The organism is Bacillus sp. SRB_331, from assembly GCF_003264175.1.
GTDB lineage: Bacteria > Bacillota > Bacilli > Bacillales > Bacillaceae_G > Bacillus_A > Bacillus_A mycoides.
The window spans coordinates 412,284-425,428 of the sequence record NZ_NADV01000011.1 but is presented as its reverse complement, the minus strand read 5'-3'; the positions used below and the strand labels follow the sequence as shown (position 1 = coordinate 425,428).

Below are 13,145 nucleotides of genomic sequence, written 5' to 3'. Positions count from 1 at the left end.
AAATCATTTCATTTGTGTATGTCTAATTTGTGAAATATTTCACAAATTAATATAATAAAAATGCACTGCTCTATATTAGCAGTGCATTTTTTATCCTTTTCGGCAAGAAGGCTCCATCTAATTTGTGTTACGGGTGAAACCCAACAATTCAGGTGGAGATGAATTGCCGTCAGAAGGTAGGCTGAACTCTTTTGTTTCGGTCATAACAATTTTTTGAGGGCGAATATTTGTTTCCTTTTGTCTTACGATATAATCTGTCGTAGATAAGGAGGGAATATATCTTAAGACAACGAAATTGGATAATAATAATCATTCGGTTACTTGAACCAAAAGGAATTACGATGAAGACCATGTTCACATTTTGTTCCGTTTAGTTCCAAATATTGATTTGTCAAAAGTAATTAACAGTTACAAAAGTGTTAGTTCTCGTTTCGTGAAACGAGATTTCCCAAGATAAAACATTATCTTAGGAAAGAAATAATTTTAATGAACTCTCTAAGAAAGGTGGTGAAAACAATGGCTAGAAAGAAAGCAGTGAAAGTATTACGTAAACAAAAGAAAAGAGAAAACATGCAACGATTCACTCAGAAACAGAATATCGGACGAGCTTGTCTCACAGCTAAAGAATTTCGTTTACTTCAGCGCATGTCACATAGTTCAAAAGCATTGCGAAATGTTGGATTGTACACCATTAAACAAAGTTATTTGAACCATAATAAAATGGCTACTGTAAAAGAAGTGGATACTGCCATGCAAGCCAATATGAATTACTCGGGCATTCAATCAAACTCTGTTCAAGCGATTCGTAGAGCCTTATTTACAGAAGTGAAGAGCTTTTTTAAAGCACTGGAACAGTGGAAGAAAAAACCTGAAACATTCGCAGGTCGTCCTAAGTTTCCGAATTACTCTGGTCCAACTGACAAACGAATCATTGAAATCTATCAAGTTCCAAAAGTGGATGATAACGGGTATTGGATGATTCCGATGAATGTTGCATTCAGAAAAAAATTCGGTTCTATTAAAATACGTATGCCTAAAAATTTAAGAAATAGAAAAATCTCCTACATTGAGATTGTACCGAAGCAAAAAGGTCGGTTCTTTGAGGTGCATTATACATATGAGATGCACGTTTCTCAAATGAAGAAACAATCCACGACTACTAGTAACGCTTTGAGTTGCGATTTAGGTGTAGACAGATTATTAAGTTGTGTAACAAATACAGGTGATACATTCTTAATTGATGGGAAAAAATTAAAATCCATTAACCAATACTTCAACAAAATGATACGTAATCTACAACAGAAAAATATGGACAATGGAATTTCAAAACGTATTGTAACGAATAAAATGGCTGCACTTTGGCATAAACGAGAAAGACAAATAAATGGTTACATTTCACAAACTGTAGGCCTGTTGTTCAAAAAAGTGAAAGCATGCAACATAGATACGGTTGTCGTAGGGTATAACGCTGGTTGGAAACAAAAATCTGATATGGGGAAAAAGAATAATCAAAAATTTGTGCAAATCCCATTTCATAAACTGATTGCAACAATTGAGAATAAATGTGTAAAAGAAGGCATCCGATTTTTAAAACAAGAAGAAAGCTATACTTCAAAAGCTAGTTTTCTTGATAAAGATAGGGTTCCAGTTTGGTCTAAGGATGATAGGACACATTATCGCTTTAGTGGCAAACGAATCACTCGTGGTCTGTACCAAAGTAAAGCAGGAACATGTATCCATGCTGATATTAATGGTGCTCTGAATACATTGAAAAAATCAAGAGTTGTACAATTAGATGAAAATCTCAAAGTGAAAACGCCGATTCTATTAGAAGTGCAAAAACGTAAGGCTGTTGCTTCGTGCATAGCTTAGTGGGTGTGTCAACCATCCATGTGTACTCGACTTTTCGGGGCTTGTAGCACACGCCAGGGTAATCTGAGTGGTGGCTTCTTCCATAAGGAAGAATCGCTCTTTTTCGAAAGGGTGGTGCAAGTGGGAAAACAATAGTTCGTTGCCAGTACCAACCAAAAACTTACTTGGGGTGTTACCGTAAGGTGGCATGCATTCTAGAGCGTCAAACTGTCTAGCGATAGACGAAAAGACCTAGAGTTCTAACTCAAAGCCCCCACTGAGACGCTTCATCTCAGCGGGGGTAGTTGACTATGCTAGTGCTTGTGCCAAATCTTCAATTAAATCTTCTCCATCTTCAATGCCAACAGAGATTCGAATTAATGTATCTGTAATTCCTAATTCTTTACGGCGATCTGCTGGGATTGATGCATGTGTCATTTGTGATGGAATGGAAATTAAACTTTCTACTGCTCCTAAGCTTTCAGCAAGTGTAAAGTACTGTAACTTCTCAAGTACTCTATTTAATGTTTCTTCACTATCTACATCGAATGAGATGATTGCACCAAATCCGTTCGCCTGTTCTTTTGCTAATTCATGATTTTGATGTGATTCAAGACCTGGATAATATACTTTATTTACTTTCGGATGGTTATTTAAAAACTCAGCAATTGCGCGTGAATTTATTTCATGCTCCTCCATACGAATTCCTAATGTTTTTAAACCACGAAGTAGTAAGAAGCTGTCTTGTGGTCCAAGAATACCTCCTGTTGAGTTTTGTACGAAATGAAGGTCTTCTGCTAGTTGCGGGCTATTTACAGCTACTAGGCCTGCAACTACATCACTATGCCCACCTAAATATTTCGTTGCACTATGAAGTACAATGTCTGCTCCTAAAGAAATTGGCGACTGCCAATATGGCGTCATGAATGTGTTATCAATAATTGTTAATAAATCGTTTTCTTTAGCAAGAGCGGATATTTTCTTAATATCAGTAATTTTCAGTAATGGATTCGTTGGTGTTTCCACATAAATCGCTTTCGTATTTGGGCGAATTGCTTCTACAACTTCCTCTAGGTTTGTTGTATCTACAAATGTATGCTCAATGCCGAAACGGTTTAGTACTTTTGTAATAACGCGATACGTACCGCCATAAACATCATCTGTTAAAATGACGTGATCTCCTTTTGAGAATAGCATAATAGTTGCTGTAATAGCTGCCATCCCTGAACCAAATGCAAATCCAGCATGACCATTTTCTAACACTGCAATCATTTCTTCTAAAGCTGAACGAGTTGGATTACCTGTTCGTGAATATTCATATCCTTGATGCTTACCAACTGCTTCTTGTTTGTACGTACTCGTTTGATATATCGGCACGTTTACAGATCCAGTTGAAGGTTCTCCTATGCGAATACCATGAATTAACTTTGTCTTTGCTCTCATTTTTTATTCCCATCCTTTGTATATGTCTTTACTTAAATAGCGCTCACTACTATCAGGAAAAATCGTTACAATATTTGTACCTGGTGCTGCGTTTTCTGCCTCAAGTAAGCTTGCATGAAATGCCGCTCCTGAAGAGCTTCCAACGAGAAGGCCTTCCTTTTGCGCCAATTCTTTTACACGTAAAAATGCATTTCGATCAGAAATTGTATGAATTTCATCAAAATAAGATGTTTTTAAAAATGGTGGAATGAATTCAAGACCAATACCTTCTGTTTCATGTGAACCAGCTTTACCGCCATTTAAAATAGATCCTTCTGGTTCTACAATAACCGTTTTAATATCAATATTTCTTTCTTTTAAATAAGACGCAGTTCCCATAAATGTACCGCCAGTTCCTGCCCCTGCAACAAATATGTTAATCTCTCCATTCAGTGCGTCCCAAAGTTCAGGACCTAGTGTTTTGAAATAAGCACGAGGGTTTGCTTCATTAGCAAACTGACTTGGAGAGTATGAATTCGGTATTTCCTTTACTAATTCTTTTGCCTTTGCAATTGCGCCGGTCATTCCTTGCTCAGTCGGGGTATGCACGACTGTTGCACCTAGCGCTTTCATTAATTCTTGTTTTTCAACACTAAATTTCTCTGGTACACAAACAATGACGCGTAAATCATGTTCTAACGCTGCAAGTGCCAGTCCAATACCTGTATTTCCAGCCGTCGGTTCAATAATTGTTCCGCCCTCTGCAACAAGCCCTTTTTCTAACGCATCTTCGATTAATTCTCTTCCTAAACGATCCTTAACGCTTCCGCCTGGGTTGTAAAATTCAAGCTTTGCAAATAAACGGACTCCTTCCGGAAGTGAAAAACGAGTAATTTCTACGATTGGTGTATGACCAATCAACTCATGAACTCCACGATATACATTCATCGTGTTCTCCCCCTTATTTGCCAATAAAGAAAAGGCAACTGTATGTATTTTCTTTATATGAGACAGTTGCCTTTTTGTTACATTACTTTAACTCTTCTAATACTTTTACGATAAAGTTTGTAGAATGAAGAGCTGCTTGATCTAAAAATTGATCAAATGAAACATTTGATTCTTTACCTGCAATATCAGAAAGTGCACGAATAATAACAAACGGAACTTCATATTGGTGGCATACTTGCGCAACAGCTGCTGCTTCCATTTCTACTGCATAAAGGTCTTCAAATTTATCACGAATTGCTGCAACGCGGTTCGGATCATTCATAAATGAATCACCTGTTGCAATCATTCCTTTTACAACTTGAATATTTTCTTCTGCCTGCATACATTTCTCAGCTAATGCAACTAATGCCTCATCAGCTTTAAATCCAGGTGGCATTCCTGGCACTTGACCATATTCGTAGTTAAATACTGTTACATCTACGTCATGGTGACGAACTTCTGTTGAAATAACCACATCTCCAACATTTAAAGAATGATGGAATCCACCAGCTGAACCAGTGTTGATTACTTTTTCAGGTTTATATTTTTCTAATAAAATTGTCGTTGACATAGCTGCATTTACTTTACCAATACCAGACTTTAGCAAGATTACTTCATGTCCTGCCAATAGCCCTTTCGTAAATTCACAACCTGCAACAGTTTCTGTTTCTGCTTGTTCTAATTTGTCACGTAAAATACGTACTTCTTCTTCCATTGCTCCAATTACAGCAATTCTCAATCTAATCCCTCTTTCTATTGCTTAGTTGCCTCCATTACCCAAACGAAATGATTTAATCTCGTAAACGTTACATGGAAGCCATTGTTTTCAAAAATAGATTGCATGATCGGAATACGTGTATAGTATTCTGTTTGCAAATCGTTTGCTAACTGATGAAAACCTCTTTGTTTTGCTGTCTCAACAGTTTTATCATATGCATCTTGATCTGCAAATATCGTATCAGCAAACACTATTTTACCACCTTTGTTTAGCAATTGACTATACTTCGCAATTGCTACGTCTTTTTCATCATCTGTTAAATGATGAAATGCATAGGTGCTCACAATTGTATCAATTGAATTTGGAACTTCAAATGAAAGAAAATCACCCTCTGTAATTGAAAACTCTTTTGGTAATTTCTCTTTTGCGATAGTACGCATTTCACGTGACGGTTCTATACCGTAAACTGTGCGGCCAGCAAGTAATAATTTATTTGTTAAATTGCCAGTACCAACACCAAATTCTAATACGTTGCCAAATGACTTGTTAACTACATCCTCTAAAATGTCCTCATAATGGGCAAAAACTTCTTTATATTGTATATCTTCGCCTTGTACAAATGAGTCGTACGTATGAGCCCATTCATCAAATAAACCATTAAATTCTATGCCCATAAAAATTCCCCTTTTTCTTATCGGTTTTATCAGTATGATATTCCCTCTTTCTAAAAATGTCAATTGAAATGTACATAGTATTTCCTTCTTTTCTTTGTTACACTATAGGTGATTATCACAGGAGAGGGGGCATCTTTGTGTCATTTACCTTTGAAATGTTAGAAGATAAAGTAGAATTTTTCGAGGCTGCAAACTTGGTTTCTTTAGAAAAGAAAATTAGCGAACAAATTGATAATAATAAAGCACTTATGCTCGAAGTTCATCATATTTCTCACCAAATGATTATGGATCCTGAAAGCAAAAGACCTTATTATAGTGCGGTTGTTCATTTTAAATTAAAGAAATTACGCTAACTAAAAAAGAGAGGCTCCTAAGAGCCTCTCTTTTTTAGTTTAGAGTTTGAACGAGTACTGGTTTCCAGCCCTCATTGTCTACCCAATCAATATTTACATAATATTTTTTACCTGATTGCTTATCTTGCACGTTACCGTAAGCTTTATTCTTACCGTTATTTCCGATTCTATGAATAACCAATTGCTCTACCGGAACGTCAATTGCAGCGGAAATCGCCTGATTCATCTCATTCCAATCTGCTGTACCTTTTTGAAACGTCATCGCAGGTGTTGCACCTTGTTCTGTACCTACTGGCTTCCAAGAAGGTTTCGTATAAGCATCTGTTGCCTTTGGCTGTGTTTTTTCAGCTGATATTTTCTCATTAGTTTTTGCTTCTTCTTCAGCTTTTTTCTTTTCTTCTTCAGCCTTTAGCTTCTCTTCTTCTTCCTTCTTCTTAGCCTCTGCTTTCTCTTTCTCTTGCTCGTTCTTCTTCGTCTCTTCTTTACCTTTTGCTTTCTCAGCTTTATTTTCTTTTGTTGTTTGCTGAGCTACTTTTTTATTATCACTAGAAGACGCTTGCTCTTTTGTGTCAGGAACAAACAATTGATATGCTACAATAGCTACTGCTACTAATACAATAGCAATCGCAATATTTAAAACACCGTTTTGACGACGTTTTTGTTGTTTCTGTTGGAATCTAGATCCTCCTGCCATTCTTCAAACCTCCATGCAGTTTTTCATACTTGCTATTGTAACATTAAATCTAGAAAGGTTGAACATTTACAATAATATTTTCACGAAATGAAAACATTTCATAAATAATTGCAAGATTACTTTTCAATTTCTAATTGATGAATTGCTTCTACCATTTCTGCAAAAGCTGGTGTAACTACATTTACGTTATCTGTTTCTATATCAACTACAACTAAAGCATATCTTGGGTTTTCATATGGAAAATAACCTGCAAACCAGCGATTCACCTTCTCTCCTTTTCCTGTTTGTGCCGTCCCAGATTTTCCAGCGACAGTTAGTGGCAACGAACGGAATGCGGTTCCCGTTCCTTTCTCCATCGTTACAACGCCTCTTAACAACTGTTGTAATTTTTTCATCGTTTCATAAGAAAGCTGTTTCCCATTTAATTTATGATTTTCAAATGTAAAAAAGTCGGTTCCATTTTTATACGCTATTTTTTTAACGACTTTCACTTCCATCTTCTCTCCACCTCTAGCAATTGTCGCCATCATATTCGCTATAGCTAGAGGTGACACACGTACATCTTTTTGTCCGACCATCGTTTGAGCAATCGCTTTTCTACTATCTTTATTTTCTTCGCTTTCCCAAATAATAGCACTCTTTTCTTCTGGCAATTGCTCAAATTCTGGTGTATGAAATACCGAACCTTTCCAACCTACCTTCTCACTTGCTCCTAAGGCCTCTAAATACGTTTCTAATACTTCCCTATCCTTTTGCATTAGTTCATCACCTAATACGGCAAACGTTCGATTACAGCTTCTAGCAACGCTTTCCTTAAAGTTTAATGACCCCATCATAACTTGCGGAAGATTTTCACCGTATAAATCCGTATTACAGTTAAATGTACGATTAAACCGCACCAAATTCTCATTAATTCCTGCTGCTGCAACTACTGTTTTAAAAACAGACCCCGGAAAATGAGGAGTTAACATTTGATTTTCAAGTGTAGCTTTATATATCCTCCTATCATTCATCTGTAAAGAAGGCCTACTTACCATTGCTACAACTTCACTATTCTTTATGTCTAGTAATACTAACCCACCTTTTTTTATTCCGTTTTCATCTATAATCTTCTCTGCTCGTCGTTGCAACGTTTTATGTATTGTTGTTTGAATAGTAACTGGATAAAATGGATTTCCTGGTGAAGTGTATTTCGCCTGCTTCCCAAAAATCGGTTCTCCTTGTCGATCCACTTGATATAGTACTTTCGCTTCTCCATCAGTCAGTAAAAATTCATCAAATGATTGTTGCAATCCAGAAATACCAATTGGCGTTTGTTTCGAAGTTTTTTTCATTTCTCCATAACGCTTTTGAAATTCCTGTTCATTCTCTCCCACATCACCAATTAAATGATCTGCCTCTCCCATTTGCTTCAGTCGAACTTCTGCTGCTACAATACCTAAAATATCTAATTGATTTACCTTCTTCATCTGCTCGAGCGTTAATTGAAATGGGGTATTCTCCCTTCGTAATATAAATGCTTGATTCTTATTTTTCATTTGCAGTCTTATCTCTTGTCTTGACACACCAATGATATGCGCAATTTTCTCTAACATGTCATTTTTTATTTGTAAAAATGGAAAAATAATTAAGACTGGATATTTCTCTTCACCAATTTCCTTACCATTTCGATCTGTAAAATGCCCTCTTCCATTATCTACTGTAAGTGATTGTGTTCGTTGCGTAACACTTTTTTCAATCAGATTGATATTTCGGTCAGTAAATGATTCCGTATCTATAATCTGTATTTGGATTAGACGACAAAGTAATAAAAAAATCACACCCATAAAACAAATTAAAACAATTATAATTCTCCGTTTCATTTTCATAAAAAACACCTCGTCTATTGTAGTTTAGACGAGGTGTTTCACCTTTTATACAAATAAAAAATCACTCGTTTTTACACGAGTGATTTTTTACGTTATTTTACAGAGATAATCTCTACTTGCATTTCTCCACCTGGTGTTTGGATTGCTACCTTCTCACCAATTTGCTTACCTAATAAGCTTTTTGCGATTGGAGAATCGTTAGAAATTCTTCCTTCAAATGGATCGGCTTCTGCGCTACCTACGATTATGTATGCTTCTTCGTCTCCACCTGGTAACTCTTTAAATGTTACTGTTTTACCTAATGTTACAACTGTAGACTCTTCACCATTGTCTTCAATGATAACCGCATTACGAATCATGTTTTCAAGTTGTGTAATACGTCCTTCTACGAATGCTTGCTCATCTTTCGCTGCATCGTACTCAGAGTTCTCAGAAAGATCTCCGAAGCTACGTGCGATCTTAATACGCTCTACAACTTCTTTACGTCTTACTGTTTTTAATTGTTCAACTTCGTTCTCTAGTTTTTGCTTACCCTCTTGCGTCATAGGGTATGTTTTTTCTGTTGCCATGTTTTCCACTCCTTTTATATACCAATCCCCCGAAAAAAAGAGGAGTTCCATATGAAAACTCCTCCGCTTATATAGCGGAGGTTTCTAGCACACGTAGCACTAGTGGAGTTGTCACATACAACCCCTTATTCTCCAATTCTTCCTTATATAAAGAAGGTATGTATGGAAAGTTGATATAAATATGCCCTCACCTATTGGTAGGTGAGGTTTCATGTTTCATTGTATTCGATAAGAAGGGAAAAAATCCCTTCCTATCGTATATCTTTTACTATGCTATTACAAATTTACTTTTTGTTCAAGAATTGTTGCAATTTTTGTAACCATAATATCAATTGCAACATGGTTTTGTCCACCTTCAGGGATAATAATATCCGCGAATTTCTTAGAAGGCTCAATAAATTGATTATGCATTGGACGTACAACGTTTACGTATTGGTCGATAACTGAATCCATTGTACGACCGCGCTCTTCAATATCGCGCTGCATGCGGCGTAAAATACGAAGGTCTGCATCTGTATCAACGAACACCTTAATATCCATTAACTCACAAAGACGTGGGTCTTCTAAAATAAGAATTCCTTCTAAAATGATTACATCTTTCGGCTCAACTGGAATAATTTTTTCTGAACGCGTATGCAATGTATAGTCATATATAGGCTTTTCCACTTGCTCATATGCAAGCAACTGCTGCAAATGGTCAATTAACAAATCATTATCAAACGCTAACGGATGATCGTAATTTGTTTTTAAACGTTCTTCCATTGGTAAATGGCTTTGATCTTTGTAATAATAATCTTGCTCCAAGATTAAAATGGAATGACCTTTAAAATGGTCAAAAATCGCTTTCGTTACACTTGTTTTTCCTGATCCTGAACCACCAGCGATTCCAATTACAACAGGCTTATTCGTCCCCATTCGACTACCACTCTTTCTTATTGAAGTATGTTTTTGCGCATCATATTATTCACATACACTGGTTGATCCACTTTGAATTTCACGATTTGCAACGGATGTCTCGCTGCATCTAATTCGTTTCCATCCTCATCCCAAATTTTCTCCACCGTCTGCGTAAAGTTTTCTATTTCTGGCCCAAAGAACTCCACTTCATGTCCTGGTTTGAAGTGATTACGTTGCTCAAGCGTTACGATGCCCGTTTCTTCATTATAATCTAACACTAAACCAGCAAAATCATACGTTGTTTTCTTACTATGATTTCCAAACATTTGCTCTTGATGTCCTGGAACCCCTTCAAAGAATGCAGGAGCTGTATCACGATTTGCACATTTATCAAGTTCATCTAACCATTCTTGTTTAAACTCAAAGTTATCCGGATCCGCACAATACGCATCAATTACTTTACGATATACAGTTGCTACAGTCGCTACGTAATGGATAGATTTCATACGTCCTTCAACTTTTAAGCTATCAATTCCAATTTCAATCATTTTCGGAATTGATAAGATTAAATTTAAATCTTTTGGGCTCATCGCAAAGTGAGCATCTTCTTCTTGGAATAGAGGAAGCTCTTTTGCATCTTTATGTTGTGATACCGTTTGAACTAAATCATAATCCCAGCGGCAAGATTGACAACAACCACCACGGTTAGAGTCACGCGCTGTCATATGGTTACTTAATGTACATCTCCCTGAATACGCGATACACATTGCACCATGAACGAATGCTTCAATTTCAACATCAACTTTTTCTTTAATTTCTTTCATTTCTTCATAGCTTGCTTCACGAGCTAATACAAGACGATGTAAACCTTCTTCTTTCCAATACTGTGCTGCTTTCCAGTTGGATAGTGATTGTTGTGTACTTAAATGCACCTCAACAGAAGGAGCTACACGTTTACATGTCTCAATAATAAGCGGATCGGCAACGATAATTCCCGTTACGCCAGCTTTTTCAATCCCTTTTAAATATTCCTCTAGCCCATCCATATTTTCATTATGTGCAAAAATATTTGTTGTTACGTATATTTTTGCTCCATATTTCTTTGCAAATTCAACGCCTTCTGCCATGTCTTCCAGCGTAAAGTTACCTGCATTAGAACGAAGACCAAATTCTTGTCCACCTAAATATACAGCATCTGCCCCATAATGGATAGCTACTTTTAATTTTTCTAAGTTACCCGCAGGGATTAACAGTTCAGGTTTTTTCACAATAACGCGTTTGCCATCGATCACTCGTGAAATTTCTTGTACAGTCATTTCCTACACCCTCCTCGTTTAGTAAACCGTTTCTTTAAAGAAGAATCCTGTATCTAACGGACGATTTACCGGTTGTATTTCTTCTATCTCTTTAAATAAATCATCTTTCACGTCATAATACGCATCACGATCTTCTACACATAAATCAATCGCCTTACGATATTTCTTCGTTACCTCAATAATGTACTCAGAACTTTTTAGGACACCATCAATTTTTAAGCTATCGACTTCAGCATCGATTAGTTCCTCTAACTCATCGATGAAACAAATATCATTCGGACTCATAATGTGAGTACCATTTTCATCTTCATAAATTGGATATTTGTTATTACGTTCCGGGTCGTATAAGAACATATTCTCTTCATACTTTTTCTTTTCGGTGTCGAGATTACGCCCTTGATACTCAAAGTAGTTTCCTACTAGTGAACGCTTCGATTGGAACATGCAAGTCATACCGTGAATTTGCACTTCAAGTTCCACTTCAGCATTTTCTTTTAATTCAGCAATTTCATCTAAGCTAAGCTCACGAGCTAATACAGCGCGTTTCGCTCCTCTTTGCCCCCAATAGTTACAAGTAAACCAGTTTGTTGCTGTCGTTTCTGTATTCCAGTGAAGTTGCATATTTGGTGCAACTTCACGAACAGCCATTAATACCGCTGGATCTCCGAAAACAATCGCATCTACATTTACCTCATTTAAAAAGGCAACATAGTCCGTTAATTCTTCTACTTTATCATTGTGGAACATCGCATTCATTGCAACGTATACTTTCACACCATTTTCATGTGCAATGTTTACAGCTTGTTTCACATCTTCACGTGAAAACTCTCCTGCCAAACGTAAACCAAACTTTTGTTCACCAACCATTACTGCATCTGCCCCTGCTTTCGCAAGAGGTTCAATATCCGCCACCGCTCTAGGCGTTACTAACAATTCAGGTTTCTTCATACTTTTGTCACCCTCTCTTTTTACTTACAGCCACTCCATCGCCAATTGGGAAAATCGTTGTATCATATCCTTCATGATTCATAAGCCATTCATTGTACGTCTTAATACGACGAATCAAACCACGGGTACGTCTATTTTCAATTTTCTCTTTTGTCGTCACAAGACCATGGTACATAACGTTATCTGAAATAATAACGCCACCAGGATTTAATAACGGTTCGTATAAGTCAAAAAAGCGACGATACTGCCCTTTCGCTGCATCAATAAAAATAACATCAAATGTTCCATGTTCTTTCACTTGTTCGCCCGTTTCTAAAGCATCACCGTAAATAACAGAAATACGGTCTGTTACCGAGGAACATTCTATATATTCAAGTGCCTTTTCATATCGTTCACGATTGCGCTCTACTGTCACAATGCGAGAGTTCGGAATAGCTTGCATCATACGAATACTAGAATAACCGATTGCTGTTCCAAGTTCTAAAATACTTTCCGGTCCAATTAAACGTAAAAATTGCAGCATAAATTCCATTCCAAGTCGATCCATAATCGGCACATGGTTTTCAGTTGCATACTCTTCCATTTCAAGAATTAATTTATCTTTTGGATCAATAAATGATAATAGGTACTCGTTAACTGTATCCTCCATAATTGGTCCTCCTTATTTACATGGAGAAGTGCCTCTATGACGCGTCAACCTTTGTCTTTTCACACATAGAATGCAATAAAAATACAAGCCAGTTTCACCCTTAGCTTGTACGTCCCGTTTTGATATTAAAAACGATTCTTCTGCCAGTTTTTAACCCGATATATTTTACCACAAAAAAGAGGGATATGCGACCCTTTTC

General features: G+C 36.7%; 13 protein-coding genes and 1 pseudogene. 3 read left to right on the top strand and 11 right to left on the bottom strand.

All coding sequences use genetic code 11. The features are described from left to right. Positions 1–334 precede the first annotated feature (334 nt). Together B5P42_RS33515 and B5P42_RS10790 are read left to right on the top strand one after the other, a co-directional pair. Positions 335–495 (top strand): annotated as a pseudogene (locus tag B5P42_RS33515) (transposase); the annotation flags it as partial. Positions 496–516: 21 nt separating this feature from the next. Continuing rightward, positions 517–1,872 (top strand): RNA-guided endonuclease TnpB family protein, encoded by a 1,356-nt coding sequence (locus B5P42_RS10790; RefSeq protein WP_113734271.1) that lies wholly within the window; start codon positions 517–519, stop codon positions 1,870–1,872. 288 nt (positions 1,873–2,160) lie between these two features. Here B5P42_RS10790 and B5P42_RS10780 read toward each other — a convergent pair whose 3' ends face one another. The 4 genes from B5P42_RS10780 to B5P42_RS10765 all read right to left on the bottom strand — a co-directional run bounded on the left by B5P42_RS10780 (position 2,161) and on the right by B5P42_RS10765 (position 5,652). Then, positions 2,161–3,294 carry a bifunctional cystathionine gamma-lyase/homocysteine desulfhydrase gene (locus tag B5P42_RS10780; RefSeq protein ID WP_002034121.1) on the bottom strand — a complete coding sequence of 378 codons (1,134 nt, stop codon included), beginning with the start codon at positions 3,292–3,294 and terminating at the stop codon, positions 2,161–2,163. A gap of 3 nt (positions 3,295–3,297) precedes the next feature. Continuing rightward, on the bottom strand, positions 3,298–4,221 hold the full coding sequence (locus B5P42_RS10775) for an O-acetylserine dependent cystathionine beta-synthase (protein WP_113734185.1): 924 nt from the start codon (positions 4,219–4,221) through the stop codon (positions 3,298–3,300). Between the two features lie 82 nt (positions 4,222–4,303). After that, entirely contained in the window at positions 4,304–4,999 is a 696-nt protein-coding gene (mtnN, locus tag B5P42_RS10770) for a 5'-methylthioadenosine/S-adenosylhomocysteine nucleosidase (RefSeq protein WP_113734184.1), read from the bottom strand. 14 nt (positions 5,000–5,013) lie between these two features. Beyond that, positions 5,014–5,652, bottom strand: coding sequence for a class I SAM-dependent DNA methyltransferase (locus B5P42_RS10765; protein WP_113734183.1), 639 nt, complete (start codon positions 5,650–5,652; stop codon positions 5,014–5,016). 137 nt (positions 5,653–5,789) lie between these two features. On the opposite strand from B5P42_RS10765, the gene B5P42_RS10760 reads away from it, so the two are divergent. Next, on the top strand, positions 5,790–6,005 hold the full coding sequence (locus B5P42_RS10760; protein ID WP_113734182.1) for a YrzA family protein: 216 nt from the start codon (positions 5,790–5,792) through the stop codon (positions 6,003–6,005). A gap of 34 nt (positions 6,006–6,039) precedes the next feature. Here the strand turns inward: B5P42_RS10760 and B5P42_RS10755 are convergent, their stop codons facing one another. The 7 genes from B5P42_RS10755 to B5P42_RS10725 form a co-directional block, all read right to left on the bottom strand. Next, positions 6,040–6,699, bottom strand: a complete 660-nt coding sequence (locus tag B5P42_RS10755; protein ID WP_012261740.1) for a YrrS family protein — start codon at positions 6,697–6,699, stop codon at positions 6,040–6,042. 116 nt (positions 6,700–6,815) lie between these two features. Further along, a complete protein-coding gene (locus tag B5P42_RS10750; RefSeq protein ID WP_088034200.1) occupies positions 6,816–8,567 on the bottom strand; it encodes a peptidoglycan D,D-transpeptidase FtsI family protein in 1,752 nt (583 codons plus the stop codon). A 92-nt stretch (positions 8,568–8,659) separates the two neighbouring features. Further along, positions 8,660–9,136 (bottom strand): transcription elongation factor GreA, encoded by a 477-nt coding sequence (greA, locus tag B5P42_RS10745; RefSeq protein WP_105584419.1) that lies wholly within the window; start codon positions 9,134–9,136, stop codon positions 8,660–8,662. Positions 9,137–9,412: 276 nt separating this feature from the next. Further along, positions 9,413–10,051, bottom strand: a complete 639-nt coding sequence (gene udk / locus B5P42_RS10740; RefSeq protein WP_002015274.1) for a uridine kinase — start codon at positions 10,049–10,051, stop codon at positions 9,413–9,415. Positions 10,052–10,068: 17 nt separating this feature from the next. Beyond that, positions 10,069–11,349 (bottom strand): peptidase U32 family protein, encoded by a 1,281-nt coding sequence (locus tag B5P42_RS10735; protein WP_002015275.1) that lies wholly within the window; start codon positions 11,347–11,349, stop codon positions 10,069–10,071. Positions 11,350–11,367: 18 nt separating this feature from the next. Continuing rightward, positions 11,368–12,297 (bottom strand): peptidase U32 family protein, encoded by a 930-nt coding sequence (locus B5P42_RS10730; protein ID WP_113734181.1) that lies wholly within the window; start codon positions 12,295–12,297, stop codon positions 11,368–11,370. A gap of 7 nt (positions 12,298–12,304) precedes the next feature. Next, entirely contained in the window at positions 12,305–12,946 is a 642-nt protein-coding gene (locus tag B5P42_RS10725) for an O-methyltransferase (RefSeq protein WP_002129210.1), read from the bottom strand. Between the last annotated feature and the right edge of the window lie 199 nt (positions 12,947–13,145).